The organism is Actinoplanes sp. NPDC023801, assembly GCF_040639655.1.
Lineage (GTDB): Bacteria > Actinomycetota > Actinomycetes > Mycobacteriales > Micromonosporaceae > Actinoplanes.
Genome location: NZ_JBFAAI010000010.1, coordinates 86,057 through 109,989, shown reverse-complemented (window position 1 = coordinate 109,989; position 23,933 = coordinate 86,057). Strand labels below are relative to the sequence as shown.

At 71.2% G+C, this 23,933-nt stretch carries 16 protein-coding genes; 10 read left to right on the top strand and 6 right to left on the bottom strand.

The annotated features are described in order from the left end of the window. The first annotated feature begins 461 nt into the window (after positions 1-461). Complete coding sequence (locus AB0G04_RS19675) at positions 462-1,475, top strand: glutathione S-transferase C-terminal domain-containing protein (RefSeq protein WP_360984207.1); 1,014 nt, start codon at positions 462-464, stop codon at positions 1,473-1,475. Here the strand turns inward: AB0G04_RS19675 and AB0G04_RS19670 are convergent. Beyond that, positions 1,449-1,931, bottom strand: a complete 483-nt coding sequence (locus AB0G04_RS19670) for a MarR family transcriptional regulator (protein ID WP_360984204.1) — start codon at positions 1,929-1,931, stop codon at positions 1,449-1,451. The genes AB0G04_RS19675 and AB0G04_RS19670 overlap by 27 nt on opposite strands. Before the next feature lie 82 nt (positions 1,932-2,013). On the opposite strand from AB0G04_RS19670, the gene AB0G04_RS19665 reads away from it, so the two are divergent. From AB0G04_RS19665 to AB0G04_RS19640, 6 genes are all read left to right on the top strand, one after another. After that, a complete protein-coding gene (locus tag AB0G04_RS19665) occupies positions 2,014-2,919 on the top strand; it encodes an EamA family transporter (protein ID WP_360984201.1) in 906 nt (301 codons plus the stop codon). Between the two features lie 303 nt (positions 2,920-3,222). Then, entirely contained in the window at positions 3,223-6,117 is a 2,895-nt protein-coding gene (locus AB0G04_RS19660; RefSeq protein WP_360984198.1) for an SWIM zinc finger family protein, read from the top strand. Further along, entirely contained in the window at positions 6,114-7,175 is a 1,062-nt protein-coding gene (locus tag AB0G04_RS19655) for an AAA family ATPase (RefSeq protein WP_360984195.1), read from the top strand. The genes AB0G04_RS19660 and AB0G04_RS19655 overlap by 4 nt, the downstream gene beginning before the upstream one ends. Next, positions 7,168-9,540, top strand: a complete 2,373-nt coding sequence (locus tag AB0G04_RS19650) for a DUF5682 family protein (protein WP_360984192.1) — start codon at positions 7,168-7,170, stop codon at positions 9,538-9,540. The genes AB0G04_RS19655 and AB0G04_RS19650 overlap by 8 nt, the downstream gene beginning before the upstream one ends. A 111-nt stretch (positions 9,541-9,651) precedes the next feature. Beyond that, on the top strand, positions 9,652-10,815 hold the full coding sequence (locus AB0G04_RS19645; RefSeq protein ID WP_360984190.1) for a VWA domain-containing protein: 1,164 nt from the start codon (positions 9,652-9,654) through the stop codon (positions 10,813-10,815). Positions 10,816-10,847: 32 nt separating this feature from the next. Then, on the top strand, positions 10,848-11,609 hold the full coding sequence (locus AB0G04_RS19640) for a class I SAM-dependent methyltransferase (protein ID WP_360984187.1): 762 nt from the start codon (positions 10,848-10,850) through the stop codon (positions 11,607-11,609). Between the two features lie 60 nt (positions 11,610-11,669). Here the strand turns inward: AB0G04_RS19640 and AB0G04_RS19635 are convergent, their stop codons facing one another. Beyond that, positions 11,670-11,963 carry a hypothetical protein gene (locus AB0G04_RS19635; RefSeq protein ID WP_360984184.1) on the bottom strand — a complete coding sequence of 98 codons (294 nt, stop codon included), beginning with the start codon at positions 11,961-11,963 and terminating at the stop codon, positions 11,670-11,672. Positions 11,964-12,347: 384 nt separating this feature from the next. On the opposite strand from AB0G04_RS19635, the gene AB0G04_RS19630 reads away from it, so the two are divergent. Next, positions 12,348-13,076 carry a hypothetical protein gene (locus AB0G04_RS19630; RefSeq protein WP_360984181.1) on the top strand — a complete coding sequence of 243 codons (729 nt, stop codon included), beginning with the start codon at positions 12,348-12,350 and terminating at the stop codon, positions 13,074-13,076. Between the two features lie 27 nt (positions 13,077-13,103). Here the strand turns inward: AB0G04_RS19630 and AB0G04_RS19625 are convergent, their stop codons facing one another. From AB0G04_RS19625 to AB0G04_RS19610, 4 genes are all read right to left on the bottom strand, one after another. Continuing rightward, the gene (locus tag AB0G04_RS19625) at positions 13,104-14,987 is read right to left on the bottom strand and encodes a S8 family peptidase (protein WP_360984178.1); all 1,884 of its coding nucleotides are present in this window, start codon (positions 14,985-14,987) and stop codon (positions 13,104-13,106) included. Positions 14,988-15,091: 104 nt separating this feature from the next. Further along, positions 15,092-17,374, bottom strand: coding sequence for a S8 family serine peptidase (locus tag AB0G04_RS19620; protein WP_360984175.1), 2,283 nt, complete (start codon positions 17,372-17,374; stop codon positions 15,092-15,094). A 124-nt stretch (positions 17,375-17,498) separates the two neighbouring features. Continuing rightward, positions 17,499-19,367, bottom strand: a complete 1,869-nt coding sequence (locus AB0G04_RS19615; RefSeq protein WP_360984172.1) for a S8 family peptidase — start codon at positions 19,365-19,367, stop codon at positions 17,499-17,501. A 178-nt stretch (positions 19,368-19,545) separates the two neighbouring features. Continuing rightward, on the bottom strand, positions 19,546-20,103 hold the full coding sequence (locus tag AB0G04_RS19610) for a DUF4142 domain-containing protein (protein ID WP_360984169.1): 558 nt from the start codon (positions 20,101-20,103) through the stop codon (positions 19,546-19,548). 533 nt (positions 20,104-20,636) lie between these two features. Between AB0G04_RS19610 and AB0G04_RS19605 the strand changes: the two genes are divergently transcribed. Both AB0G04_RS19605 and AB0G04_RS19600 read left to right on the top strand, forming a co-directional pair. Then, positions 20,637-21,248 carry a hypothetical protein gene (locus tag AB0G04_RS19605; protein WP_360984166.1) on the top strand — a complete coding sequence of 204 codons (612 nt, stop codon included), beginning with the start codon at positions 20,637-20,639 and terminating at the stop codon, positions 21,246-21,248. Between the two features lie 368 nt (positions 21,249-21,616). Continuing rightward, positions 21,617-23,824: an IPT/TIG domain-containing protein gene (locus tag AB0G04_RS19600; protein WP_360984163.1), complete on the top strand. Its 2,208-nt coding sequence runs from the start codon at positions 21,617-21,619 to the stop codon at positions 23,822-23,824. Positions 23,825-23,933 lie beyond the last annotated feature (109 nt).

Sequence of the window (23,933 nt, the reverse complement as noted above, 5' to 3'; positions counted from 1 at the left end):
GACACCACCGCTGCCTCAACCGGCCTCAGACAACGGTCCGGGCCAGCCGGGGGATCTGCGGTTTTCGGGCCCTCGACCGGGTGACCTGTCCGTGTAGATCCGAGCGTGTGACATCGGCATCGTTCTGGCCATGACCAGCGGCCGTCAACCACTGGGGCCGCTCCCGCAATTGGTCGGGAAGCGCTTTCCCTTCGTGCTATAAAGGCGACAGCCGGGGCGACCGGGCCACCGCCACCGGACCGCGAGCGTGTGCGCCCTACGGACTGGACGGTGCCCGCGTGGCCGCCCTCACGAGCGGGGCGAGGCATCGCACACGGGGGGATGCCTCGCCCCACCCCTCCACCGGCGCAAGGGCCCGTCGGCGTTCACCCGCCGGACCGCCCCTTCTCCCCCATGCGGACGAACCGGCGGTCTCATTGATTCGAGGGTGAACCGGAGCCAAAGCTGGGAAGGATGAGGGTATGGCCTACGTGAATCCGACCGGTGAGTTCACCCGCGACCAGCGGTACATCGCCACCCGCGTCACCGCCGACGGGCGGGACGGATTTCCGGTGGAGGCGGGCCGCTACCGACTGGTGGTGGCACGGGCGTGTCCCTGGGCCAACCGCGCGATCATCGTACGGCGGCTGCTCGGCCTGGAGGACGCCCTGTCGATGGGCGTCGCCGGGCCGACCCATGACGAGCGGAGCTGGACTTTCGACCTGGATCCGGGCGGCCGCGATCCGGTGCTCGGGATCGAGCGGCTGCGGGACGCGTTCCTGGCCCGCTACCCCGACTACGACAAGGGGATCACCGTCCCGGCAATCGTGGACGTGCCCACCGGCGAGGTGGTGACCAACGACTTCGCGCAGATCACCCTGGACCTGTCCACCGAGTGGCGGCAATTCCACCGGCCCGGCGCGCCGGAGTTGTACCCGGAGGCGTTGCGCGAGCAGATCGACGAGGTGAACGAGGGCGTCTTCAAGGACGTGAACAACGGCGTCTACCGGGCCGGGTTCGCGGGCACGCAGGAGGCGTACGAGAAGGCCTATCAGCGGTTGTTCGCCCGCCTGGACGAGCTGTCGGAGCGGCTGGAGCGGCAGCGTTACCTGGTCGGTGACACGATCACCGAGGCGGACGTGCGGTTGTTCACGACGCTGGTGCGGTTCGACGCCGTCTATCACGGCCACTTCAAGTGCAACCGGAACAAGCTGTCCGAGATGCCGGTGCTGTGGGCCTACGCGCGGGATCTGTTCCAGACACCCGGCTTCGGCGACACCGTCGACTTCGTGCACATCAAACGGCACTACTACGAGGTGCACCGGGACATCAATCCCAGTGGCGTCGTCCCGGCCGGTCCCGACCTGTCCGGCTGGCTGATCCCGCACGGGCGTGACGTGCTCGGCGGGCGCCCGTTCGGGGACGGCACTCCCCCGCCCCAACCCTGGCCCGCCGAGCGCGTGCCGGCCTCACACTCCGTCGAGCAGTTCTCTTAGCAGGGCGGTGAGCTGGGAAGCCTGCTCCGGCGAGAGCCGGGAGAGAAGACGCTGCTGTTCGGCCAGGCCGGCGGTCACGGCCTCGTCGGCCAGAGCGTGACCCTTCGGGGTGAGGCGGACCAGGATGCCCCGGCGGTCGTCGGGATCCGGGGAACGGGCGACGAGACCGGCCTTCTCCAACCGGTCCAGCCGGGCGGTGGTGCCGCCGGTACTGAGCATCATGGAGGCGGCCAGCGCTCCCGGCGACAGCTGGAACGGCTCGCCGGAGCGTCGCAGCGTGGCGATGACGTCGAAGTCGGCGCGGGCGATGCCGAACATCGCGTAGGCACGTTCGGTGGCGTCGCCGGCGAGCCGGGCCAGGCGGAAGATACGGCCGAAGACGCCCATGGCCTCGGTGTCGAGGTCGGGCCGCTCGGCTGCCCACTGGGCGAGGATCCGATCGATGTCGTCTGTCACGTATCCCATTCTCTTGGTGACAAGCTTCTCGACAAAGTTTATCTTTACATCGAGATACTTTCCGTCGAGGGAGTTGGTCCCGATGCGAGTTCTGCTGGTCACCGCGATCACGCCGGTGCTGTGGGGCACGACCTATGCGGTGACCACCGAGTTCCTCCCGCCGGAGCGGCCACTGCTCAGCGGCATGCTGCGGGCCCTGCCGGCCGGGCTGGCACTGCTCGCCATCACCCGCCGGCTGCCGCACGGCGCCTGGTGGTGGCGGTCGGCGGTGCTCGGAGCACTCAACATCGGCATCTTCTTCGCCCTGCTCTTCGTGACGGCCTACCGGCTGCCCAGCGGGATGGCGGCGGTGCTCGGCGCCGTGCAGCCACTGCTGGTGGCGGGACTGAGCGTGGCGCTGCTGGGTGAGCGCGTGCCCCTGCGTACGCTCATCGCGGGTTTGATGGGTGTGACGGGCGTCGCCCTCGCCGTGCTGACCGCGACCGCGGGCCTCGACCCCGTCGGGGTTGTCGCCGGCCTGGCCGGTGCCGCGTCGATGGCACTCGGCCTGGTACTCACCAAGCGCTGGGGCCGGCCCGGTGTCTCGCTGCTGACCGTGACCGGCTGGCAGCTCACCATGGGCGGCCTGCTGCTGGTCCCGGTCACCCTGCTGGTCGAGGGCCCGCCGCCCGCACTGTCGCCGGCCAACATCTCCGGGTACGCCTATCTGTCCCTGATCGGGACGGCACTGGCCTACACCCTCTGGTTCCGCGGACTGGAACTCCTGCCGGCCTCCCGCGTCTCGCTGCTCAGCCTGTTCGCACCGCTCACCGCGACCGTGGTCGGCTGGGCGGCCCTCGGCCAGTCGCTGACACCGGTGCAGCTGGCCGGGATGACGCTCGCCTTCGGAGCGGTCGTGTGGGGGCAGACGACCGGCGGATCAATGCATGTCCGCCGTCGTCACCACCCGGTCCCGGTAACCGCCACGAGCGGCGCGAGAATCGGGTAGGCGGTGTCGTACCAGCCGGTCTTTGACCGGACGCCGTGCGTGGGCTGGATGAACCTGGAGCGGCACGCGTAACCGTACGGGCAACATTCCCGTCGGTGCCCTCGCCGGAGATGTAGACGAAGGTCAGGTCGGGGTTCAGCGGGGCGAGGGCCCGGGCCGCGGCCATCGGGAGGTCATAGGAGACCCGCGCGGAGCACGCCCTGGCCGACCATCCCGGTCGCACCGAACACGATCACCCGCATGCCTTCGGTGTGCCGCCTCGCCGCGACGGAAAACGTCGTACCCGGGGCCTAGGGTCGTTGCGTGCCCGTTGAACGATGGTCCGCCGCTCAGGCCGAGGCTCTCGCGCCCGACCCCGCCTCGCTGCGCAACGCGCGCGGCGTCGCCGGCCAGTTCGCCGCCACCGGCATGACCGGCGACATCCTCTGGGGACTCTGCCGGGGCTACCAGGTCGCCGCCGACCTGGCCGGACCTGCGTTCAAATGCTCCTGCCCGAGTCGCAAGATCCCTTGCAAACACGTTCTCGGCCTGCTGTTGCACTGGGCCGAGGCCGGCTCGGGTGACTTTCCGGCACCGGAGTTCGCCACGAAATGGCAGACCGCCCGGTCCCGGCCGAAATCCTCCGCCGCCCCCGACCCGGTGGCCGCGGCGAAACGCGCTCAGGGCCGCGCCGATCGGGTCGCCGGGGGCATGGCCGAGCTACGGCGATGGCTCGACGACCAGGTCGAGCAGGGGCTGGCCGGGGCGGCACGGTCCGGTCCGCAGCCGTTCGAGGCGATGGCCGCGCGGCTCGTCGACGCTCAGGCGCCCGGTGCCGCCAACGCGGTCCGGCGGCTCGGCGGCTTCGCCGGTGTCGGCCCGCAATGGGCCGACCGGCTGCTCGGCGAGCTGGCGTTGCTACGGCTTCTGGTCGCCGGCCACTCACGCCTCGGCTCGCTCGATCCGGCGCTGGCCGCGACCGTCCGCTCGCGCATCGGCTTCCCGACGGCGACCGAGGACGTGCTGGCCGGCCCACGCGTCACCGACCGATGGCAGGTCCTCGGCCAGGTGGAGACCGACGATGGGGCCCTGACCAGCCGCCGCACGTGGCTGCACGGTTCCGGGTCCGGCCGGTTCGCGCTGGTGCTGTCGTTCGCGGCGCCCGGCCAGCCGCTCGCCGCCGACCTGGTGCCGGGCACCGAATTCCGCGGTGACCTCTGCTTCTATCCGGGCGCGGCGCCGCTGCGGGCGCTCGTCGCCGAGCGCCTCTCGGCGGCCGAGCCGTTCGGCTCGCCGGACGGTGCCGGGCCGATCCGGGCGGGTCTGTCCGGGTGGGCGTCGCTGCTGGCCGCCGAACCCTGGCGGTACGACGCTCCGATGCTCCTTTCCGATGTCCGGCCGACGTCCGGCGGTCACCTGGTCGACGGCGAGGGTGCCGCCCTGCCGCTCGCGCCGGGACACCGGGAGCCGTGGTGGCTGCTCGCGGCAGCGGGGGCGGCACCGGTTACCGTCGCGGCGGAGTGGTCACCGCGCGGGTTGCGGCCGCTCGCCGCCTGGGTGGACGGCGTGTTCGTCCCCACCGCGCCGCCGGCGCCGGACTCGGCCCACCGCATGGCCGAGTTGCCGCCCGAGTTGCTGACGGCCGCACTGGTCGGCACCGGCCGCCGCCCATGGTCGGGCCATACGGTGCGGGTCGGCCCCCTGACGGTCGGCATCGATCCCGGCGGGCCGCCGCCACCGGTCGACTCCGATCCCGCGGGCCCGCCGCCGGCCGGCCTTGATCCCGGCCCGCCGCCGGCCGTCCGGGAGCAGCTGCCGGCTGCGTCCACGGCCGGGGCGGACGGGCCAGCGGCTGCTCTGCTGGAGGCGGCGGCAGTCGCCCTCACCTGCCGGCGGGCGGGGGTGGAGCCGGAGACGGGGCACGTACCGGTTGCGCCCGCCCCCGCGGAGACCGACGCTCCCCTGCCGGTGGCCGCGTCGGCACGGCTGGCACGGATTCTCGGTGGCGGGGCACCCGGCGGCGGCCATCACGAGCAGGAGCTGCTCACCCAGTGGCTGGCCGCGGCGGTGGCCCGCGGGGGGATCGTGCCGCCGGCGATCCTCCCGGATCTGCTCGAGGCGGGTCGCCGCAACACGTCGCTGCGAGCCGGCATGGCCCGGGTGTCCGGGCGGCGCGGCGCCTGGCTGGCCGGGCAGCGGGCCGACTGGCGCTGGCTGCTCGACGAGGCCGCGCCGGTGCTCGCCGCTGACTGGGCGACCGCGACCACGGCCGAGCGGCTCGGACACCTGTCGGCGCTGCGCGGCAGCGACCCCGAGCCGGCCCGCGAGCTGGTGGAGAGCACCTGGGCCGAAGAGTCCTGGGAGACCCGTGCCAGGTTCCTCGCCGCTTTCGGGCCGGGCCTGTCACTACGCGACGAACCGCTGCTGGAACGTGCCCTCGACGACCGCCGTAAGGAGGTTCGCGAGGCTTCGCTCGATCTGCTGCGTCATCTGCCGGGAGCGGCGCTGGGCCGGCGGATGGCTGCCCGGGCACGGGCCGCGGTGCGTCTCGAGGACGACCGGCTGACCGTCGACCCGCCCGCCGAACTCGACCGTGACCTGAGCCGCGACGGGGTCGGTGCGGTGCCGGTCCGCGGGGTCGGTGCGGGGGCGTGGCTGCTGGAGGAGGTGGTCGCCGGTACTCCGCTGGACACGTGGGCGGGCCTCGACCCGGCCGGCTGGCTCACCGTGGCTCGCGGGCACGACTGGGCGAACCCGTTGCTGCACGGCTGGGCCAAGGCCGCGGTGGTGCAGCGCGACGCCGGGTGGGCGACGACGTTGCTGGCCGCGGACGCCGGGGTGCTGCGCGAGGCGGTCCGGTGGGACCTGCACCTGGTGCTGCCGCCGGACCGGCTGGCCCGGCTCGCCGCCGAGGCACTGCGCACCGAGGACGGATCCGCGCAACGGCTCCTGTCGCTGCATCCCGGGCCGTGGCCGGACGGGCTGTCGGTGGCCGTCCTGGAAACGGTGGAACAGCGTGCACGGACCGATCGGCACACCTGGCAGCTGAGCGAGCTCTGCCGGGCGGCCGGGCTCGCCATGCCGCCGGAGTACGCCGACCTGGCCGGGCGCCTGGCCACCCGGCTGGACCAGATCGTCGATCCCTCGCGGGTACGGCCGGTGGCCGAACTGGCCCGCACCCTGATTTTCCGACTCGAGATGCTTCAGGAGCTTCAGTGACCGCTCTGCGCCCGCATGCCGAGGACCAGTACTCCGAGGAACTGGCCCTGCTCGCCGCCGCCGACGACCGGCCCCGGCCGCCGGGCTGGCGGATGTCGCCACAGGCCGTGGTCACCTATCTGCTCGGCGACGGCGCAAAGATCACCCCGAAGTACGTGGGACCGCGGCGCCTCATGGAGGTGGCCGTCTCCACCCTGGCCACCGACCGGGCCCTGCTGCTGCTCGGCGTGCCCGGCACCGCCAAGACGTGGGTGTCGGAACATCTCGCGGCGGCGATCTCGGGCGACTCGACACTGCTCGTCCAGGGCACGGCCGGCACCGCCGAGGAGGCCATCCGCTACGGGTGGAACTACGCGCGGCTGCTCGCCGAGGGCCCGACCGACGCGGCGCTGGTGCCGAGCCCGGTCATGCGGGCCATGCGGACCGGGTCGATCGCTCGCCTCGAGGAGCTGACCCGGGTGCCGTCCGACGTGCAGGACGCGCTGATCACCATCCTGTCCGAGAAGACGCTGCCGGTGCCGGAGCTGAACACCGAGGTCCAGGCGCAGCGCGGGTTCAACCTGATCGCCACGGCCAACGACCGGGACCGCGGCGTCAACGAACTGTCCAGCGCGCTGCGCCGCCGGTTCAACACGGTGGTGCTGCCGATGCCGGCCAGCGCCGACGACGAGGTGGAGATCGTGGCACGGCGGGTGGCCCAGCTCGGCCGGGCTCTGGAGCTTCCGGAGGTGCCGGCCGCGTTGGAGGAGATCCGCCGGGTGGTGACGGTCTTCCGGGAGCTGCGTTCCGGGATGACCGAGGACGGGCGTACCAAGCTGAAGTCGCCGACCGGGACGTTGTCGACCGCCGAAGCGATCTCGGTGGTGACGAACGGGATGGCGCTGGCCGCCCACTTCGGCGACGGCACGCTGCACCCCGGCGACATGGCGTCCGGCATCGTCGGCGCGGTGATCAAGGATCCGGTGTCCGACGGAGTCGTCTGGCGGGAGTATCTGGAGACGGTGGTGCGGGAGCGGTCCGGGTGGCTCGACTTCTACCGGGCCGCGCGTGATGCCTGAGCGGATCTACGGCGTCCGGCACCACGGGCCGGGTTCGGCACGTGCCGTGGTGCGCGAGCTCGAGGCCCACCCGCCGGACGTGCTACTGATCGAGGGGCCGCCGGAGGCCGACGACCTGGTCCGCTGGGCGGCCGACGGCGGACTCGAGCCACCGGTGGCGCTGCTCGGCTATGGCCTGGACGATCCGGGGAAGGCCGCCTTCTGGCCGTTCGCGGTCTTCTCACCGGAATGGCAGGCGATCCGGTGGGCGGTCCGGCGTGGCGTCCGCGTGCGGTTCTTCGATCTGCCGTACGCCTACCGTGTCGCTCCGGGCACGCCGGCCGTGCCCGCCCCCACCGCCGGTGACCTGGGCGGGGCCGCGCTGCCTGCGGTCCCGGCCGCGACGGACACGGCCGACGCGGACACGAACACGACGGACACGGACACGGCCGACGCGGACACGACGGACGCCGACACGGCGGACACGGACACGGCCGTACCGGATGTCGCCGAGTCCGGCAGGGCCGGCGACCCGCAGCCCGCGCGGCCCGTCGACCCGATCCGGGAACTCGCCGCGGCGGCCGGCTACGACGATCCGGAGCGCTGGTGGGAGGACGTGGTCGAGCATCGCGGCGTGCCGGTGTTCGAGGCGATCGCCGAGGCGATGACGGCGATCCGGGACACGTCGCCGGAGGATCCGGACGACCTGCTGCGCGAGGCGTACATGCGGTCGGTGTTGCGGGAGGAACGGCGCCGGCACGAGGAGATCGCCGTGGTCTGCGGGGCCTGGCACGTGCCCGCGCTGACCCGGAAGGTGCCGGTCAAGGACGACACCGCGCTGCTCAAGGGCCGGCCGAAGGGAAAGGTGGCGTTCACCTGGGTGCCGTGGACGTACGGACGGCTCGCCTCCTGGTCCGGTTACGGCGCGGGGGTCCGGTCGCCGGGCTGGTACCACCATCTGTTCACGACCGGCGACGACGTGGTGGTCCGCTGGCTGGTGGACGCGGCCGGGGTGTTGCGCGCCGAGGGCGTACCCACGTCGTCGGCTCATGTGATCGAGGCCGCGCGTCTCGCCGAGGCCCTGGCCACCCTCCGCGGGCGTCCGCTCGCCGGGCTGGCCGAGGTGACCGAGGCCGCGGACGCGGTGATGTGTGACGGTGAGCCGCTGCGGTCGGAACTGATCGCCCGCCGGCTGGTGATCGGCGAGCGCCTCGGCGCCGTGCCGGACGACATGCCGGCCGTACCGCTGGTCCGTGACCTGACCGCGCAGCAGCGGTCGCTGCGCCTCAAGCCGGCCGCCACCGAACGCGACCTCGACCTCGATCTGCGGCAGGAGAACGATCTGCGGCGCAGCCGTCTGCTGCACCGGCTCGGCGTCCTGGCCGTGCCGTGGGGTCAGCGGGCCACGACCCGGCGCGGAGCGGGAACTTTCCGGGAGGAGTGGCGTCTGGTGTGGCAGCCGGAGTTCGCCGTCCGGCTGGTCGAGGGCAGCATGTGGGGTACGACCGTGGCGTCGGCCGCCACCGCCCGGGTGGCCCGCCGGGCCCTGGAGGCGGCAACGCTTGCCGAGGTCACCGAGCTGGTGGAGGTGTGCCTGCTCGCTGATCTGGCGGAGGCGTACCCACCGGTGCTCGCCGCGCTCGACACCCGCGCCGCGCTCGACGCCGATGTGCATCATCTGATGGCGGCGATTCCGGCACTGGCCCGCACCCTGCGGTACGGCGACGTGCGCAAGACCGACGTGACCGGGCTGGCAACCGTGACGGCGAGCCTGCTCGACCGGGTCTGCGCGGCGCTGCCGTCGGCGGCCGGATCGCTCTCCGACGAGGCCGCGCGGCAGTTGCGCGACGGCATGGACGGGGTGCACCGGGCGGTCGGCCTGCTCGCCGACGAGTCGTTGCGGGAACGCTGGCTCGCCACGATCGGGTCGCTTGCCACCCGGCCCGGACTGCACGGTCTCCCGGCGGGACGGCTGACCCGGCTGCTGCTCGATGCCGGCCGGCTGGACGGGGCCGAGGTGCGGCGCCGGCTCCGGCTGCCGCTGACCGTGGGCACCCCACCGGCGCACGCGGCCGCCTGGGTGGAGGGGTTCCTCTCCGGCGGCGGGCTGCTGCTGGTTCATGACGAGTCGCTGTTGTCGCTTGTCGACGACTGGCTGGCGGACATCCCGGCGGACGCGTTCGACAGTGTGCTGCCGCTGTTGCGGCGGACGTTCGGCGGGTTCGACGCCGGGGAACGGCGGGCCATCGGCGAACGGGTCGCCGGCGGCCGGGCCGAGCCCACCGGCACCGCCGCCGCGATCGATGCCAACCGTGCCGCCGCTCCGCTGCCGACACTCGGCGCACTGCTCGGCCGCCGCCTGACATCCGACGAGACAGCGTGGTGACCCGCGGCCCGGCCCAGCCGCACCTCACCACACATGGCGAAACGGACGGCAGCGTGGTGAGGCAGGGCTTGCATACGGGCGCAGATCACCACGGCGGGAGGACGGGTGGGCATGAGTGAGGACGTGGGTGGGGACCGGCTGCGACGGTGGCGGCTCGTGCTCGGCGGGGCGGCGGACGAGTCGCTCGGCAAGGCCGAAGGCCACGACGGGGCGATGGACGCCGCGATGGCCGCGCTCTACGACACCGGGACCGCGGACGAGCGGCCCGCGAAACGGTCGGCGGGACTGGGTTCCTCGGCGCCGAAGGTGGCGCGCTGGCTCGGCGACATCCGGGAGTACTTTCCCAGCACCGTGGTCCAGGTCATGCAGGCGGACGCGATCGAGCGCCTCGATCTGACCCGGCTGCTGCTCGAACCGGAGATGCTCGCCGCCGTGGAACCCGACGTCCATCTGGTCGGCACGCTGCTGTCGCTGAACCGCGTGATGCCCGACGCCACCCGCGAGGCGGCGCGGCAGGTGGTCCGTACCGTCGTGGAGGAACTGGAGCGGCGTATCGCGCAACAGACCCGCGCCGCGGTGACCGGCGCGCTGAACCGGGCGGCCCGGATCAGCCGGCCACGGCACGCCGACATCGACTGGGACCGGACCATCCGGGCGAACCTCAAGCACTACCTGGCCGAGCATCGGACGGTGATCCCGGAGCGCCTGATCGGGTACGGCCGCCGCAGCTCCGCGGTGCAACGGGACGTGGTGCTCTGCGTCGACCAGTCGGGTTCGATGGCGGCGTCGGTGGTGTTCTCCGGGGTGTTCGCGGCGGTACTGGCGTCGATGCGGTCGCTGCGCACGTCGCTGGTGGTCTTCGACACCGCGGTGGTGGACCTGACCGATCAGCTGGCCGACCCGGTGGAGGTGCTGTTCGGCACCCAGCTCGGCGGCGGCACCGACATCAACCGGGCGCTCGCGTACTCCCAGCAGCTGATCACCCGGCCCCGGGACAGCATCTTCGTGCTGATCAGCGACCTGTACGAGGGAGGCGTCCGGGAGGAGATGCTGCGCCGGGTGGCGGAGATGACGGCCGCCGGCGTGCAGGTGGTGGTGCTGCTGGCGCTCTCCGACGAGGGCGCGCCGGCTTACGACCACGAGAACGCGGCGGCACTGGCGGCACTCGGTGTCCCGGCGTTCACCTGCACCCCTGACATGTTTCCCGGTCTGATGGCCGCGGCGATCGAACGACGTGATCTCCGGGCCTTCGCCGAGAAGGCGGCGGAGGCTTGATCGGAACACCTGATGTAAGTAGCGTGAAGCCTATGAGTGCTTACCTGAAGAACCCCTGGACGTGGCAGACCAGTTGGGACCGCCAGCAGGAGGCGTTCATGCCGGACCGGGAGCACCGGTTCGCGGCGATGCTCGACACCGTCGCCGCGGTCACCGGGGGCGAGCCACCGAGGCTGCTCGACCTGGCCGGCGGGACGGGCACGATCTCACTGCGTACGCTGGCCCGTTTCCCCGCCGCGCGGGTCACGGTGCTCGATCAGGACCCGGTGCTGCTCACGATCGCCGAGTCCACATTGCTGGACCGGGCAACGATCGTCGACGCCGATCTGAGCGACCCCGGGTGGCGGGCCAAGCTGCCGGGCGAGCCGTTCGACGCGGTGCTGACCGCTACGGCGCTGCACTGGCTGCCGGCTGACCGGGTGAGCGCGCTGTACGCCGAGATCCTGCAGGTACTGCGTCCGGGCGGCATCTTCGTGAACGCGGACGAGATGGCGGAGGAGGGCCTGCCGGAGCTCTCCGGCAAGCTTCGCGACCACGGCCGGGCCAGGCGTGAGGCGGCGTACGCGTCCGGCGCCGCCACCTCCTGGACACAGTGGTGGGCGCTCGCCGCGGCCGACGAGCAGCTCGCGCCGAAGGCCGTCGAACGGGAGCGGATCTATCCGTCCGCGCGGCACAGCCAGGAGTGGCTGCCGCGCGCGTCCTGGCACGTCGAGGCGCTGCGGACGGCCGGCTTCCGGGAGGCGGGGATCATCTGGCGCGGCGGAACCGACGCGGCGGTGGCCGGCCTCCGCTGACCGGCAGCGCGAAGACCGGGCCCCGCCACCAGGCCCGGGCGGGTGGCCGGGCGAGACCGGTCAGCCGGTCCAGCGGAGGAAGCGGTCGAACAGCTCCGAGGTGGGCGTCCGGGGCATGTCCCGGGCGGCCTCCTCGAGGTGGTTCCACATGTGCATGGCCAGATCCAGCCGGCCGTACGCGCCGGCCAGCTCCTCACGCGCCGGGTCGCACGGCCACGGCCGGCCACATGACAGGCAGTCCCAGGACGGCCGGGCGGGGCTGTGTTCCGTCTGATCACCGATCCCGGTCATGCACGTGGCCGCTCTCTTCGGCGCGGGCACGAGGAACGGCTGCATCCGGGGTCCGCCCGCCATCGCACCCACGTTCACCACACCTTGCGCGCGCATCGTGCGGCGGTCAACTGCCTCGCGGTGTCGCTCGCTTGTCCGGGTGACGCCCGTCCGGGCCATCGGCACCGGTCGTTCCGAGCCGACCACGCAGGGTCTCCGGGCTCCGCGCGCTCGGGCAGGGTACCGGCGAGACCGACATCGGAGAGGACCGGCGATACGACGGCCGGCCCCGCGGTGACGGCACACCGACACCCGTCATCCTGACCGAGACAGGGATTCCCGCCCGATATGTACCGCTCTTTGGAAACATGGGCCGAGAAACCGACCCGGGCGTGGGTTGGTGGCCCGATGGCAATCCGGCGGGAAACACGGGCGAGGGGACCGACCCGAGTGGGCGAGGACGGTGACATGGCCTACGACGAGCAGGACCATCCGGAACCCGGGGGCGGCCTGTACGCGTCCACGGCCGCGGCCACCCCGCAGCGGTCGGCACTGCGCCGCAAGCAGGCGGTGGTCGGGATCGCCGGCGCCGCGGCGGTACTTGCCGGTGCCGGTTTCCTGGTGACCCAGCTGATGAACGAGGAGCAGCCGAGCGTTCCCGAACCGGCCGCGCTGGCGCCGCAGTCGCCGGAAGCGGACGCGCACGCTTTCGAGGAGCCGGAGCAGCCGGTCCCCCGTACGCCCAGAATCACGAAGCATGCCGCACCGGTGGAACGCAGCCCGGTGGTATCGGCCGAGGCGAGCCGTCCGGCGAGCCCGGACCCGGCAGCCGAGGCCCGCGCCTCGGACGCCATCGCCGACCTGCGGGAACGGCTCGGCATCAGTCAGCGCACCTACGTGGCGGACCGGCCCTTCGGCGACGGCACCATCCGGGTGGTCACCGCACGCCGTGACCTGTCCGGCGAGCGCGAGATGCTGCTCCCCGGGGACGCGGGTGAGCCGGCCGGCAACGGGGTGCGCTGCACCTCCGAACTCAGGTCCCAGCCCGAGGTGCCGCTGGACCGGCCGGCCACCATGATGTGCTGGCGGATGTCGGAATCCCGCAGTGTGATCACCATGACTTCGGCGGCGAGGGAAGAATCCCTCGCCGCCGAGTGTGCCGATGTGATCACCCAGGAGTGGGCCCGGCTGGAGTGAGCCGGCCGGGCCCGTCGGTTGCCTGCGTCAGGCGGTGATCGACGCGCTGGTGAAGCCCATGACCGTGGCGCTGGCCGGGACGACGACGCGGTACGTCTGGCCGGGCCGCAGACCGGTCAGCGAGACCTTCATCGGCGACACCGAGGCGGTGTAGGCACCGACGGTCCGCCATGCGCCGTCGGCCCACTGCTGGATCTGGGTGGCCCGTCCGGCCGCACCGACGAGGGTCGCCTCCACCTGGCCGTAGCCGGTCTTGACGAGAGTTGCGGAGGCCCACACCCGGTAGCTGACCGGCGTCGAGGTGACAGCCTCGCTTGCCGGGGTGGCCGTGGCCGTCACGACGACCTTGAAGTACGCCTTGGCGGTGCGGTTCACCTGCACGGTGCCGAAGGTGCTGGTGGTGGTGTCGGTGCAGGAGAATCCGGCGCCGCCCTCGGCGACACAGACCTGCACCGGCTTGCCCGCCCACGCCTGTCCGCCGGCCGTGACCGTGAACGTCGTGCTGACCGTCGTGCCGTAGACGACCTCGGCACCGGTGACGTTCGCGGTGATCACCGGCTTGACCGTGGTGCCGGGCTGGCTGGGAGCCGTCGTCGGCGGGGTCGTCACGGGTGCGCTGGTCGTCGGCGCGGTGGTCGGGGCCTTCGTCGGCGCCGTGGTGGGCGGCGTCGTCGGAGCCTTGGTCGGCGGCGTGGTCGGCGCGGTGGTGGCCGGGGCGACCGCGTTCAGGGCGGACACCGCGTCGATCCGGCCGTAGCCGAAGTCGTTGTCGAAGCCGGGCTGGCCCAGGTCGATCGCCGAGTTCTTCAGGGCGGCCTCGATCTGGTCCGGCGTCAGCGCGCCCTGGTAGCTCTTGAGCAGCGCGGCCACCGCGGCGACGTGCGGCGCCGCCATCGAGGTGCCCATCATCGTCTTGTACTGGCCACCCGGGTAGGTGCTCAGGATATTCGTGCCGGGCGCGGCGACGTCGACGTAGTTGCCGGCCGTCGAGTAGTGCCCGATCCGGTCGCTGGAGTCGGTCGCGGCGACGCCGATGACACCGGCGTCCGCGGCCGGGTACGACGTGGGGCTGCCCTTCTCACGGTCGTTGCCGACCGCGGCGATCACCGTGACACCCTTGCTCCTGGCGTACGAGATCGCGTTCGTCACCGCGGCGACCTTGGTGGTCGAACCGAGCGACATGTTGATGACCTGCGCGCCGTTGTCGGCGGCCCAGATGATGCCCTGGGCGGTGTCCGACATGTTGCCGGAACCGCTGTCCGACAGCACCTTCACCGGCAAGATCTTGACATCCGGCGCGACCGCCGTGACACCGACGTTGTTGCCGGTCACCGCCGCGATGGTGCCGGCCACGTGGGTGCCGTGCCCGTGCCGGTCGGTGGTGCTGCCGGCCCGGTCGGTGATCGCGTCGAAGCCGCTGAGCACGTTGCTCTGCAGGTCCGGGTGCGTGGCGTCGACACCGCTGTCGATGACGGCGACCTTCACGCCGGCACCGGTCGAGCGCTGCCAGGCCTCCCCCGTACGGATCTTGTCGAGCGCCCACTGCTGCGAACGGCTCGGGTCCGAACCGGTGGGCACGCCGATCGCGTACACCTTGGCGTCCATCTCGACGCCGACCGCGTTCTTCGCCTGCTGCGCGTCCTCGACCAGCTTGACCGCGGAAGCCTTGTCGGTGGCCTCCTTGACGGTGACGACCGGCCGGCCGTCCTCGCCGATCGTCGTCGACACGACCCGCGCCGGCGCGGCCTCGGAAACAGTCGCCGGAACGATGTGCTCCGGCGACGTGGTCAGCCCGTAGCTCACCGGCGCCCAGTCCGCGCTGCCCGACGGGAGAGCGAACACACCGACGGCGGCGAGCGCCCCCGCGGCGACGGCACCGAACGCGAACTGGCGGATCTGGACCTTCTTCAAAATGTGTTCCTCCCCCTCGAACGACCTGCCAATAGATTCGAGGGGGAGGGTTGTGACCACGGGTGTCCGACCGTTGCCGATCCGGAGCAGCGATTACGGACTTCTCAAGCGGTGATCGCGGTGCCGGTCACCCCCAGGACCGTGGCGGTGTCCGGCACGACCACCCGGTAGCGCTGGCCACGGATGAGTCCCCGTACCGTCATCTCAGGCTTGGCCTTGACCGAGTGGACGGTTCGCCAGGTGTGGTTCACATACCGCTGGACCCGCACGGTCTGCCCGGTGGCGCCGGTCAGCTTCACGGTGATCGCGCCCTTGGCGGTCCGTTTGACGGCGACCTTCGCCCGCACCGTGAACGTCGCGACCGTCGACGTCGCGCCGTTGGTGGTCCGGGTGGCGGCGACCTCGGCGTGGACCCGGAACCCGGCGGTCGCGGTACGCCACACCGTCACGGCACCGTCGGCACCGGTCATGGCGGTGGTGCAGGTGACCGGAGCGCCACCCGTGGACACGCAGATCCGAACCGGCTGGCGAGCCGCGGCCACGCCGGACACCCGGACGGCGAACCGGACCGACGTTCTCGTCCCGTAGGTCACCTCCAAGTTCCGCACGTTCGCGGTGACCACCGGGTTGAGCATCGGCGCGGGGGTGCTGGTCGGCGTCGGGTTCACCGTCGGCCCGACCGTGGGGCCGGCCGTCGGAGCGGTGGCCGGCGCGCTCGTGGTGGGGGCACCCATGGTGGGGGCCGTCGTCGGGGCTGTGTTGGGCGCCTCCCTCGGCGGAGCGGCGGCAGGCACGTCCATGGTCGGCCGCGCCACGGGTACGTCCGTCACCGGCGGCACCATGGGCGCCTCCGTCGTCGGGTCAACCGTGGGTGCCGCCGTCGTGGGCTCAACCGTGGGCACTGCTGTGGTGGGCTCAACCGTGGGCACCGCCGTCGTCGGCTCAACCGTAGGAGCCTCCGTGGTCGGGTCAGCCGTGGGCGTCTCCGTGGTCGGCTCAGCCGTAGGCGTCTCCGTCGTCGGCTCAGCCGTAGGCGTCTCCGTCGTCGGGTCAACCGTGGGCGCCTCCGTAGTCGGCTCAGCCGTAGGCGTCTCCGTGGTCGGGTCAACCGTGGGCGCCTCCGTCGTCGGCTCAGCCGTGGGCGTCTCCGTGGTCGGGTCGACCGTGGGCGGCTCGATGACCGGGGTGACCGCGGCCAGCGCGGCGACAGCGTCGACGCGCCCGTACCCGTGGTCGATGTCGAAGCCGGGAGTACCCAGGTCGACGGCGGACCGCTCCAGGGCGTCCTCGATCTGATCCGGCGTCAGCGCCGGCTGGTATGCCTTGAGCAGCGCGGCGGTGGCCGCGACGTGCGGCGACGCCATCGACGTGCCGCTGGACGAGGCGTACGACCCGCGCGCCACCGGATAGGTGCTGATGATCCCGCTGCCCGGCGCGGCCACGTCCACGTAGTCGCCGGCGTTGGAGTAGTAGGCGACCGTGTCGGACGCCGTGGTCGCCGCCACCGCGATCACACCTTCGTCGGCACCCGGATACGAGACCGGGCTCCCCTCCGTACGCTCGTTGCCGGCCGCCGCGATCACGGTGACACCCATGCTTCGCGCGTAGGCGATGGCATTGCTGAGAGCGGCACTCCGCTCCGGCCCGCCGAGCGACATGTTGATCACCTGGGCGCCGTTACCGGCTGCCCAGACGACGCCCTCGGCGGCGTCCGACATGTGGCCGCTGCCGTCGTCGGACAGTGCCTTCACCGGCAGGATCCGCACGTCCGGCGCGACCGCCGTGACGCCGGCGTTGTTGCCGGTCACCGACGCGATCGTGCCGGCCACATGGGTGCCGTGCCCATGCACGTCGGTGCTCTCGCCGGGTGCGTCCGTGGTCGCGTCGTAGCCGCTCAGCACGTTCGCCGCCAGGTCCGGGTGTTGCGAGTCGACGCCCGTGTCGATCACGGCGACGATGACACCCTCGCCCGTCGACACCGGCCAGGCCTCGGCCACCCGCATCGTCGCCAGGCTCCACTGCCGGGAGCGCAGCGGGTCCGGCCCGGTCGGGGCGCCCAGGGCGTGCACCCGCGCGTCGATCTCGACACTGACCGCACCGTCCGCCTGCTGCCCGTCCTTGATCAGCTCGACGGCGACGTCCCGGTCGGTGGCCTCCTTGACGCGGACCACCGGCTTGCCGTCCGCACCGACCGTGGTGCTGACGACCCGGGCCGGTCGCGTCTGCGAGACGACGGGCGGCAGCAGCGTCCCCGGGTCCTGCGTCAGGCCGTAGGTGATCGGCTCCCATCCGGCTGACCCGGTCGGCAGCGCGTAGACACCGACCGCCGCGAGCACGCCTGCCGCCACCGCGCCAGCAGCGGATCGGAGCAGTCTGACCTTCACCATTGATGTCCCTCCCCGTACGTCTTCGGGAAGGAGATCGGCGATGTCAGTCCGGCGTTGATTCTTCCGGTGGTTGCGGCTGGGGAGCGGGTGTCCGACCTTTGCCATCTCGCAGCGGTCCCGGCTCTCAAGCGGTGATCGGGATGCTTGCCGTCCCCAGGATCGCGGCGGTGTCCGGCACCACCACCCGGTATCGCTGCCCGGGGATCAGGCCGCTCACCCTCGTCATCGGCGCCGCGGTGTACTCGCCGACGTTCTGCCAGGCGCGGTTCGCGTACTGCTGGACCTGCACGGTCTGTCCGGCGGCGCCGAGCAACGCCACCGTCATCACGCCCTTGGCGGTGCGCGCGAGCGTCACCTTCGCCCGGACCGTGAACGTCGACGTCGCCGACCTGGCAGCGTTCGTCGTCGCGGTCTCGGCGACCTCGGCGTGGACCTTGAAACCGGCCGTAGCGGTGCGCGTGAGCACCACGGACCCGGTGGCACCGGTCGTCGTCTCGGTGCAGACGGCCTCGCTGCCGGTTTCGGCGACGCAGAGGCGTACCGGCTTCCGGTTGAGGCTCTTGCCGCCGACCCGGACGGTGAACGTGACCGAAACCCTGGTTCCGTAGGCCACCTCGCGGGTCGTCACGTTCGTGGTGATGAGCGGGGTGAGCTTCGGGGCGGCCGGGGTGCTGCCGCTCGGAGCCGGGCTCGTCGTCGGCGCGGTGGTCGGGGTCGGCGGCGCGGTGGACGGAGTCGTCGGCGCGGTGGACGGAGTCGTCGGCGCCGTGGTCGGCGGAGTCGTCGGCGGCGTGACCACGGTGAGTGCCGCGGCGGCGTCGACCCGCCCGTTGCCGTAGTCGCTGTCGAAGCCCCTCGTGCCGAGGTCGACCGCGGACTTCTCCAGGGCGGCCTCGATCTGGTCCGGCGTCAGCAGCGGCTGATAGGCCTTGAGCAGCGCAGCGACCGCCGCAACGTGCGGCGAGGCCATCGAGGTTCCGTTCAGCGAGGCATATCCATTTCCGAGCCTCATCGGGTACGTGCTGAGAATGCCGCTACCGGGAGCGGCGACATCGACGTAGCTGCCGGCGTTCGAGTAGGAGGCGATACCGTCGGCCGAGGTGGTCGCGGCAACCGCGATCACACCCTGGTCAGCGCCCGGGTACGAGGTCGGGCTGCCGGACTGGCGCTCGTTGCCGGCCGCCGCCACCACGGTGACGCCCTTGCTGCGCGCGTACGCGATCGCGTTGCTGACCGCCGTGCTCCTCGACGGCCCGCCCAGCGACATGTTGATCACCTTGGCGCCGTTGTCGGCGGCCCAGACGATCCCCTCGGCCGTGTCCGACGAGTAGCCGCTGCCGTTGTCGGAGAGCACCTTGACCGGCAGGATCCGAGCATCCGGAGCCACCGCCGAGACGCCGGCGTTGTTGCCGGTCACGGCCGCGATGGTGCCCGCCACGTGCGTACCGTGCCCGTTGCCGTCGGTGATGACGCCGGCCCGGTTCGCGACCGCGTCGTAGCCGCGGAGCACGTTCGCCGCCAGGTCCGGGTGCGACGAGTCCACACCCGTGTCGATGACGGCGACGGTCACCCCGCTGCCGGTCGACTTCTGCCAGCCCTCGGCCACCCGCATCTTGGCGAGGTCCCACTGCTGAGACCGATAAGGATCCGATCCGGTGGGTACGCCCAGCGCGTACACCGGGGTGTCGATCTCCACACTGACCGCACCGTCCGCCTGCTGACCGTCCTTGATCAGCTTCGCGGTGGCGGCCCGGTCGGTGGCCTCCTTGACGCTGACCACCGGTTTCCCGTCGCGGCCGACCTTGGTACTGACCACCCGGGCCGGCGCCGCCACCGAGACGGTCGCCGGGACCAGCTCCTCAGCGGTTCGGGTGAGCCCGTAGGTGACCGGCTGCCATGCGGCGGTGCCGGTCGGCAGCACATACACACCGACAGCGGCGAGCGCACCCGCCGCCACCGCCCCGGCGGCGTAACGGAGCAGCTGAACCTTCATCCCCGGAGTCCCTCCCCTTGCGGTCGGGGACGAACATCGGCCGGAGCGCCGGGACGCTTATCTTTCGCTTGGTTGCGGCCGGGTAGCAGCATCCGGCCCCGCGCCGGGAGGCACGAGGCCGGAGAAGAGCTTCACTGGGTTCGTTCTGCGATGGGCTCACCCGCTGGTGGCCCGGGGATCAATCACGCGGTGCACGCCCCGAGGCCTCGACGTATCCCGCCATGCCCTCCGACACCGCTGCCGCCCTCAGCAGGTCCCGATGCCCGTCGATGACTCCGGTGGCCTTCTCGGCGAGGTTCCGCAGAGCCGGATCGGCGCCCTTCTCGGCCTGCGTGGCGGCCAGCTCGTGGGCCTCCCGATGGGCGACCAGCTGGGTGGAGATGTAGTACTCGTCGAAGGTGTCCGCGCCGGCTGCCTCATAACGCCGGACAAGCGCCTGCTGTTCGTCGCTGGGCGTGGCGGGCAGGTGGATCTCGAGCTTCCGTGCGGTGCGGGCGAGCTCCGCGTCCATCCGGATGTGGTCACGCATGAAGGTGGCGGCCAGTTCCTTCACGACCGGGTCCTTCGACTTCCTGAAGGCGACCTTCCCGGCGGCCACCTCGGCCAGATTGTTCTGGTGCGCCGCCTGCGCGAACGCCACATCCTGAGTGGTCGATGCGGCCGCCGGTGCGGGGGCCGCCGCGACGAGCAGAATGCCCGCCATACCGACCGCTCGCAGGGCACGGGAATAGAACACAGAAATCTCCTCAAAGGTTTATCAGCGATGTTTTTCCCGGGAGGCCACAGCATCTTCAACCGCGGAACTGGCGGATGTCACAGTCGTGGAATCGACACGCGGAACCGCCGGGCGCCGAGCACGCCGGACTCGTTCGGCGCACCCGCACTCACGTGCCAAACATTAGCAATCCGCGCTACACCGCACTTCGGGAACGCGGAAGCCGACAAGGAGTCGAACCGGGACGCCGGGCCGGCGATACAACGGCCCGGCCGAGTACCGGTCTCGGCAAACTCTCAGGATTGTCCTCACCTGATTCAGCCCGGCACGGCTTTCACCTTGGAACCATGGGTAGCGGAGCCACTACTCGACCGGCACCCGCAACCGGGACTCGAAGGGGGATCAGGATGATCGACGACGGGCATGACGATGCCGGCGCCGGACGAAACCCGGCCGCTGGGCATCGCCCGTGGCCGCGGAGCAAACAGATCGCGGGGGTGCTCGGCGTGGCGGCGATTCTCGGTTCCGGAGCCTACGGGACCACCACGTGGCTCATGAGCGATAACGACCCACCCGCCCGGGAGATCGAGGCGGCCCGTCCCATTGAGCCGGACGTGGGGAGTCAGCCAACGTCCGCGGCGGAGCTCTCGGCGGCTCCGGCGGCCCCGGCGGCGGACCGCACGGGCACAGCAAAGGCGGCACCGAAGGACACGAAGGGTGCCAGGGAGCCCGAGCCCACGCCGGGCCGGGCCAGGTCCGCCGAGGATGTCCGCAAGGAGATCGCCGAAGCACGCCGATCAGCCGAGGCCGACGGGGTCGCACTGATGCGGCCGCTGAGCACCGGAGCCGCGGCACCGGCCGACGTCCGGACACAGAAGATCAAGAACGGAACGATCCGCATCGCGACCGCCGGACGGGATCTGTCGGGCGGGCCGGAGATGCTTCGCGCCGGGGATGAGGGCAGGCCCGTCGAAGGCGGGACCAGGTGCACCAGCAAGATCCGGTTCAGCGCCGACGTCCCCGCCGAGGAACGAGCCGGGGTCCTCCTGTGCTGGCGGACGTCCGAGACCCGCAGCGTGGTGGCGCTGGCAGCGACACCGAACCGCAAACCCGATACCTCGACAGTCGCAGCCATCATTCGCGATGAGTGGTCGAAGCTCGGATGATTCAAATGCGACAGAACCACTGTTCGAGCACCAAAGCTGACAGCGACTTCATTAACGCACGACAACGTCGCGCACGGAGCAGATGTTACTGAAGTTGCGGAAGGGAAATGGAAACACCGATAGCCCGGCCGACCACCCTCCGAAAGCCAGGCGAACGGTCGCGATTATAGGGAATCCGGTGCTTTCATCACCCGGTCCCGAACAATCGCTTAAACACAAAGCCGCAATACACTCAAATTAATCACTTCGCCCTATTGGCTGCAAAAGCCACGTTACGCTCACGGCGAGACGGCTCGTCATCGCGCATTCGAGCGCCGAGCCACTAAATCCAAGCAACGCGGTCCAAGGGACCCGTAGGAGGACCTCGCATGCGTAACTCCCTGCAACGACGGCGAACTCGGCTGGTAGGGGCCGGGCTCGTCACCGGTGCCGTCGTCACCGCGATGGCCGGCACCCAGCTGCCCGCCCTGGCCGCACCGCTCACCAGCCTTACGGGTGGCGGGCCGGTCGGCTCGACCGTGGTGGCCAAAGGCCTGACCTCGAACGCCAACGCCACCGTGGGGGCCATCTTCACCACGGCCACCAGCTGCCCCAGCACGTACAACACCACGGCGCCGAACGTCGCGGCGACCAACCCCACCAAGTTGAGCGCCACCTCGGCGTCGTTCACCGTGCCGTCCGGCCTGACGCTCAACACCGGCAGCCTGCCGAAGCCCTACTTCGTCTGTGTCTACAACGGCACGACGGTCGGCACCAGCGCGGTGCTCAACGACGCCACGCAGTTCGTGCTGACGCCGACGGCCACAGTGACGCCCACGAGCGGCGTGAGCGGCGGCGGCAACACCATCACGATCAACGCGCCGACCGGTGTCACGTCGCTGTTCACCACAGCCACGCCATTTGTCGCCTTCGCGTCCAGCGCCACGGGTTGTGGACAGGTCGCCAACGACACGGACCCGGCCAACATCGCGGCGACCAGCACCAAGGTCTCGGCGGCGCAGATCACCGCCACAGTGCCGGCCGGCGTGGGTGGCCCTAACGGCACCGGCTTCAACGTGTGTGTCTACACGGAGAGCGGTGGCTCGGGAACACCCGTCGCTGTCGGGACGTACTCGGTGACACTCGGCGCGGTGACGCAGAGCAGCACGGTCGGCCCCGAGCTGGCGACCGTCACACTGACCGGTGCCACCGCCTTCCTCACCGGTATAGAACCGGTCGCCGAGGTGGTCGCGCCGGCCACGACCACGACCGCGACGCCCTGCCCCGCTCTCTACACGACAGTGGATCCCGGTGTCATCGAAGCTGCGGACGTCCGAAAGATCTCCAACGCGAAGGTCGCCGTTACCATGCCGGCCGTCGTGGATGTCGGTGACGGCCCCTACAGCATCTGCCTCTACAGCTCGACGAGCACCACGACCGGAAGGCTGCTGGCCGCCGGCACCTACACGGCCGCTGCGGTGCCCACACTGACGATCGTCTCGCCGTCCTCCGGCACGCCGCTGGGTGGCGTGACGATGACCGTCAAGGGCACCAACCTGCCGACGACTCCTGGCTCCATCACGGCCACGCTCGGCGGTTCACCGCTGACGGTCACCCCGGTGAACGAGACCACCTTCACCGCGGTCACCCCGCCCAACAGCCTGGGAAGCAAGGCGCTCAACATCACGACGGCGTCCGGCACAGCCACGCTCTCCGGCGCCTTCACCTATGTGAACAGTCTCGCCGTCATTCCGAACACTGCACCCAACACCACGATCGCTCAGGACATCAACGTGCTGGGCACCGGATTCCTGGAGTACAACTTCAACGACGCCGCCAACACGGATGCGCACGTCTACCTCGTGCACGGCCGGTGGAACGGCGCGGCGCACGTCACCACAGGGAACCGGGCGAATGTCAATGCGGTCGCTGACTGCACCGACGTCCTGGTGGTGAGTGACACCGAACTGGTGTGCTCGCTTGATCTGGCTCACGCACTTACCGCGGCCGGCACCGAAACCACCAACGCCAACGGAGCCCGCACGGTCGTCGAAGCCATCACTCTGGTGGACGATCAGTACCAGCTCGTCTCGGCGAACGCCAACTTCACCAAGGCCGACATCGGCAAGGCCATCAGCATGGCTGGAACCGGCGACTACCCGGTCGGCACCGTGATCACTGATGTCCTGGACGAACGGACTGCCGTCCTCTCGCAGGAGCCCTCGGTAACGGGCGCGACGACTGGGTTCGACATCGGCTCGACACGCAACGTCACGGGTTCCAACGCCGCGCAGGACGGCACCTCGCTGAGCGCCTCGCCCGGTTCGTTCAGCGCTGCGGATGTGGGCGCGTACATCGCCCATGCGAACCTCGCCGCTGACACCTTCATCACTGGCGTGAACGAGTCCGGCAGCACGGTCACGCTGTCCCGTCCGGTCACGACGGCCATCGTGGCAGGCTCGGTCGAGGTCGCCTCCAGCAACGCGGTTCCGGCTGGTGCCTACAACGTGACCGTGGTCAGCGACGCCGACCCGGCCAACGCCAGCACCGCCAGCGTCACCTCCAGCGGCTCCACCTTCACGGTGGCTCCGTTCTGATCCACCTGGCGCCTCGGTGCCGGACACCTGAATAGCAGTGAGCGAGCGGCCCGGAGGCTCCGACTCCGGGCCGCGTCTCATTGGTCGCGAACCTGGGAATGGCCGCCTC

What these genes read in the sequence shown, in the direction of transcription:
- AB0G04_RS19675 (WP_360984207.1), top strand. Translation starts at nt 462, where the DNA reads ATGGCCTACGTGAATCCGACCGGTGAGTTCACCCGCGACCAGCGGTAC.
- AB0G04_RS19665 (WP_360984201.1), top strand. Translation starts at nt 2,014, where the DNA reads ATGCGAGTTCTGCTGGTCACCGCGATCACGCCGGTGCTGTGGGGCACG.
- AB0G04_RS19650 (WP_360984192.1), top strand. Translation starts at nt 7,168, where the DNA reads ATGCCTGAGCGGATCTACGGCGTCCGGCACCACGGGCCGGGTTCGGCA.
- AB0G04_RS19645 (WP_360984190.1), top strand. Translation starts at nt 9,652, where the DNA reads ATGAGTGAGGACGTGGGTGGGGACCGGCTGCGACGGTGGCGGCTCGTG.
- AB0G04_RS19640 (WP_360984187.1), top strand. Translation starts at nt 10,848, where the DNA reads ATGAGTGCTTACCTGAAGAACCCCTGGACGTGGCAGACCAGTTGGGAC.
- AB0G04_RS19635 (WP_360984184.1), bottom strand. Translation starts at nt 11,963, where the DNA reads ATGGCGGGCGGACCCCGGATGCAGCCGTTCCTCGTGCCCGCGCCGAAG.
- AB0G04_RS19630 (WP_360984181.1), top strand. Translation starts at nt 12,348, where the DNA reads ATGGCCTACGACGAGCAGGACCATCCGGAACCCGGGGGCGGCCTGTAC.
- AB0G04_RS19620 (WP_360984175.1), bottom strand. Translation starts at nt 17,374, where the DNA reads ATGGTGAAGGTCAGACTGCTCCGATCCGCTGCTGGCGCGGTGGCGGCA.
- AB0G04_RS19615 (WP_360984172.1), bottom strand. Translation starts at nt 19,367, where the DNA reads ATGAAGGTTCAGCTGCTCCGTTACGCCGCCGGGGCGGTGGCGGCGGGT.
- AB0G04_RS19605 (WP_360984166.1), top strand. Translation starts at nt 20,637, where the DNA reads ATGAGCGATAACGACCCACCCGCCCGGGAGATCGAGGCGGCCCGTCCC.
- AB0G04_RS19600 (WP_360984163.1), top strand. Translation starts at nt 21,617, where the DNA reads ATGCGTAACTCCCTGCAACGACGGCGAACTCGGCTGGTAGGGGCCGGG.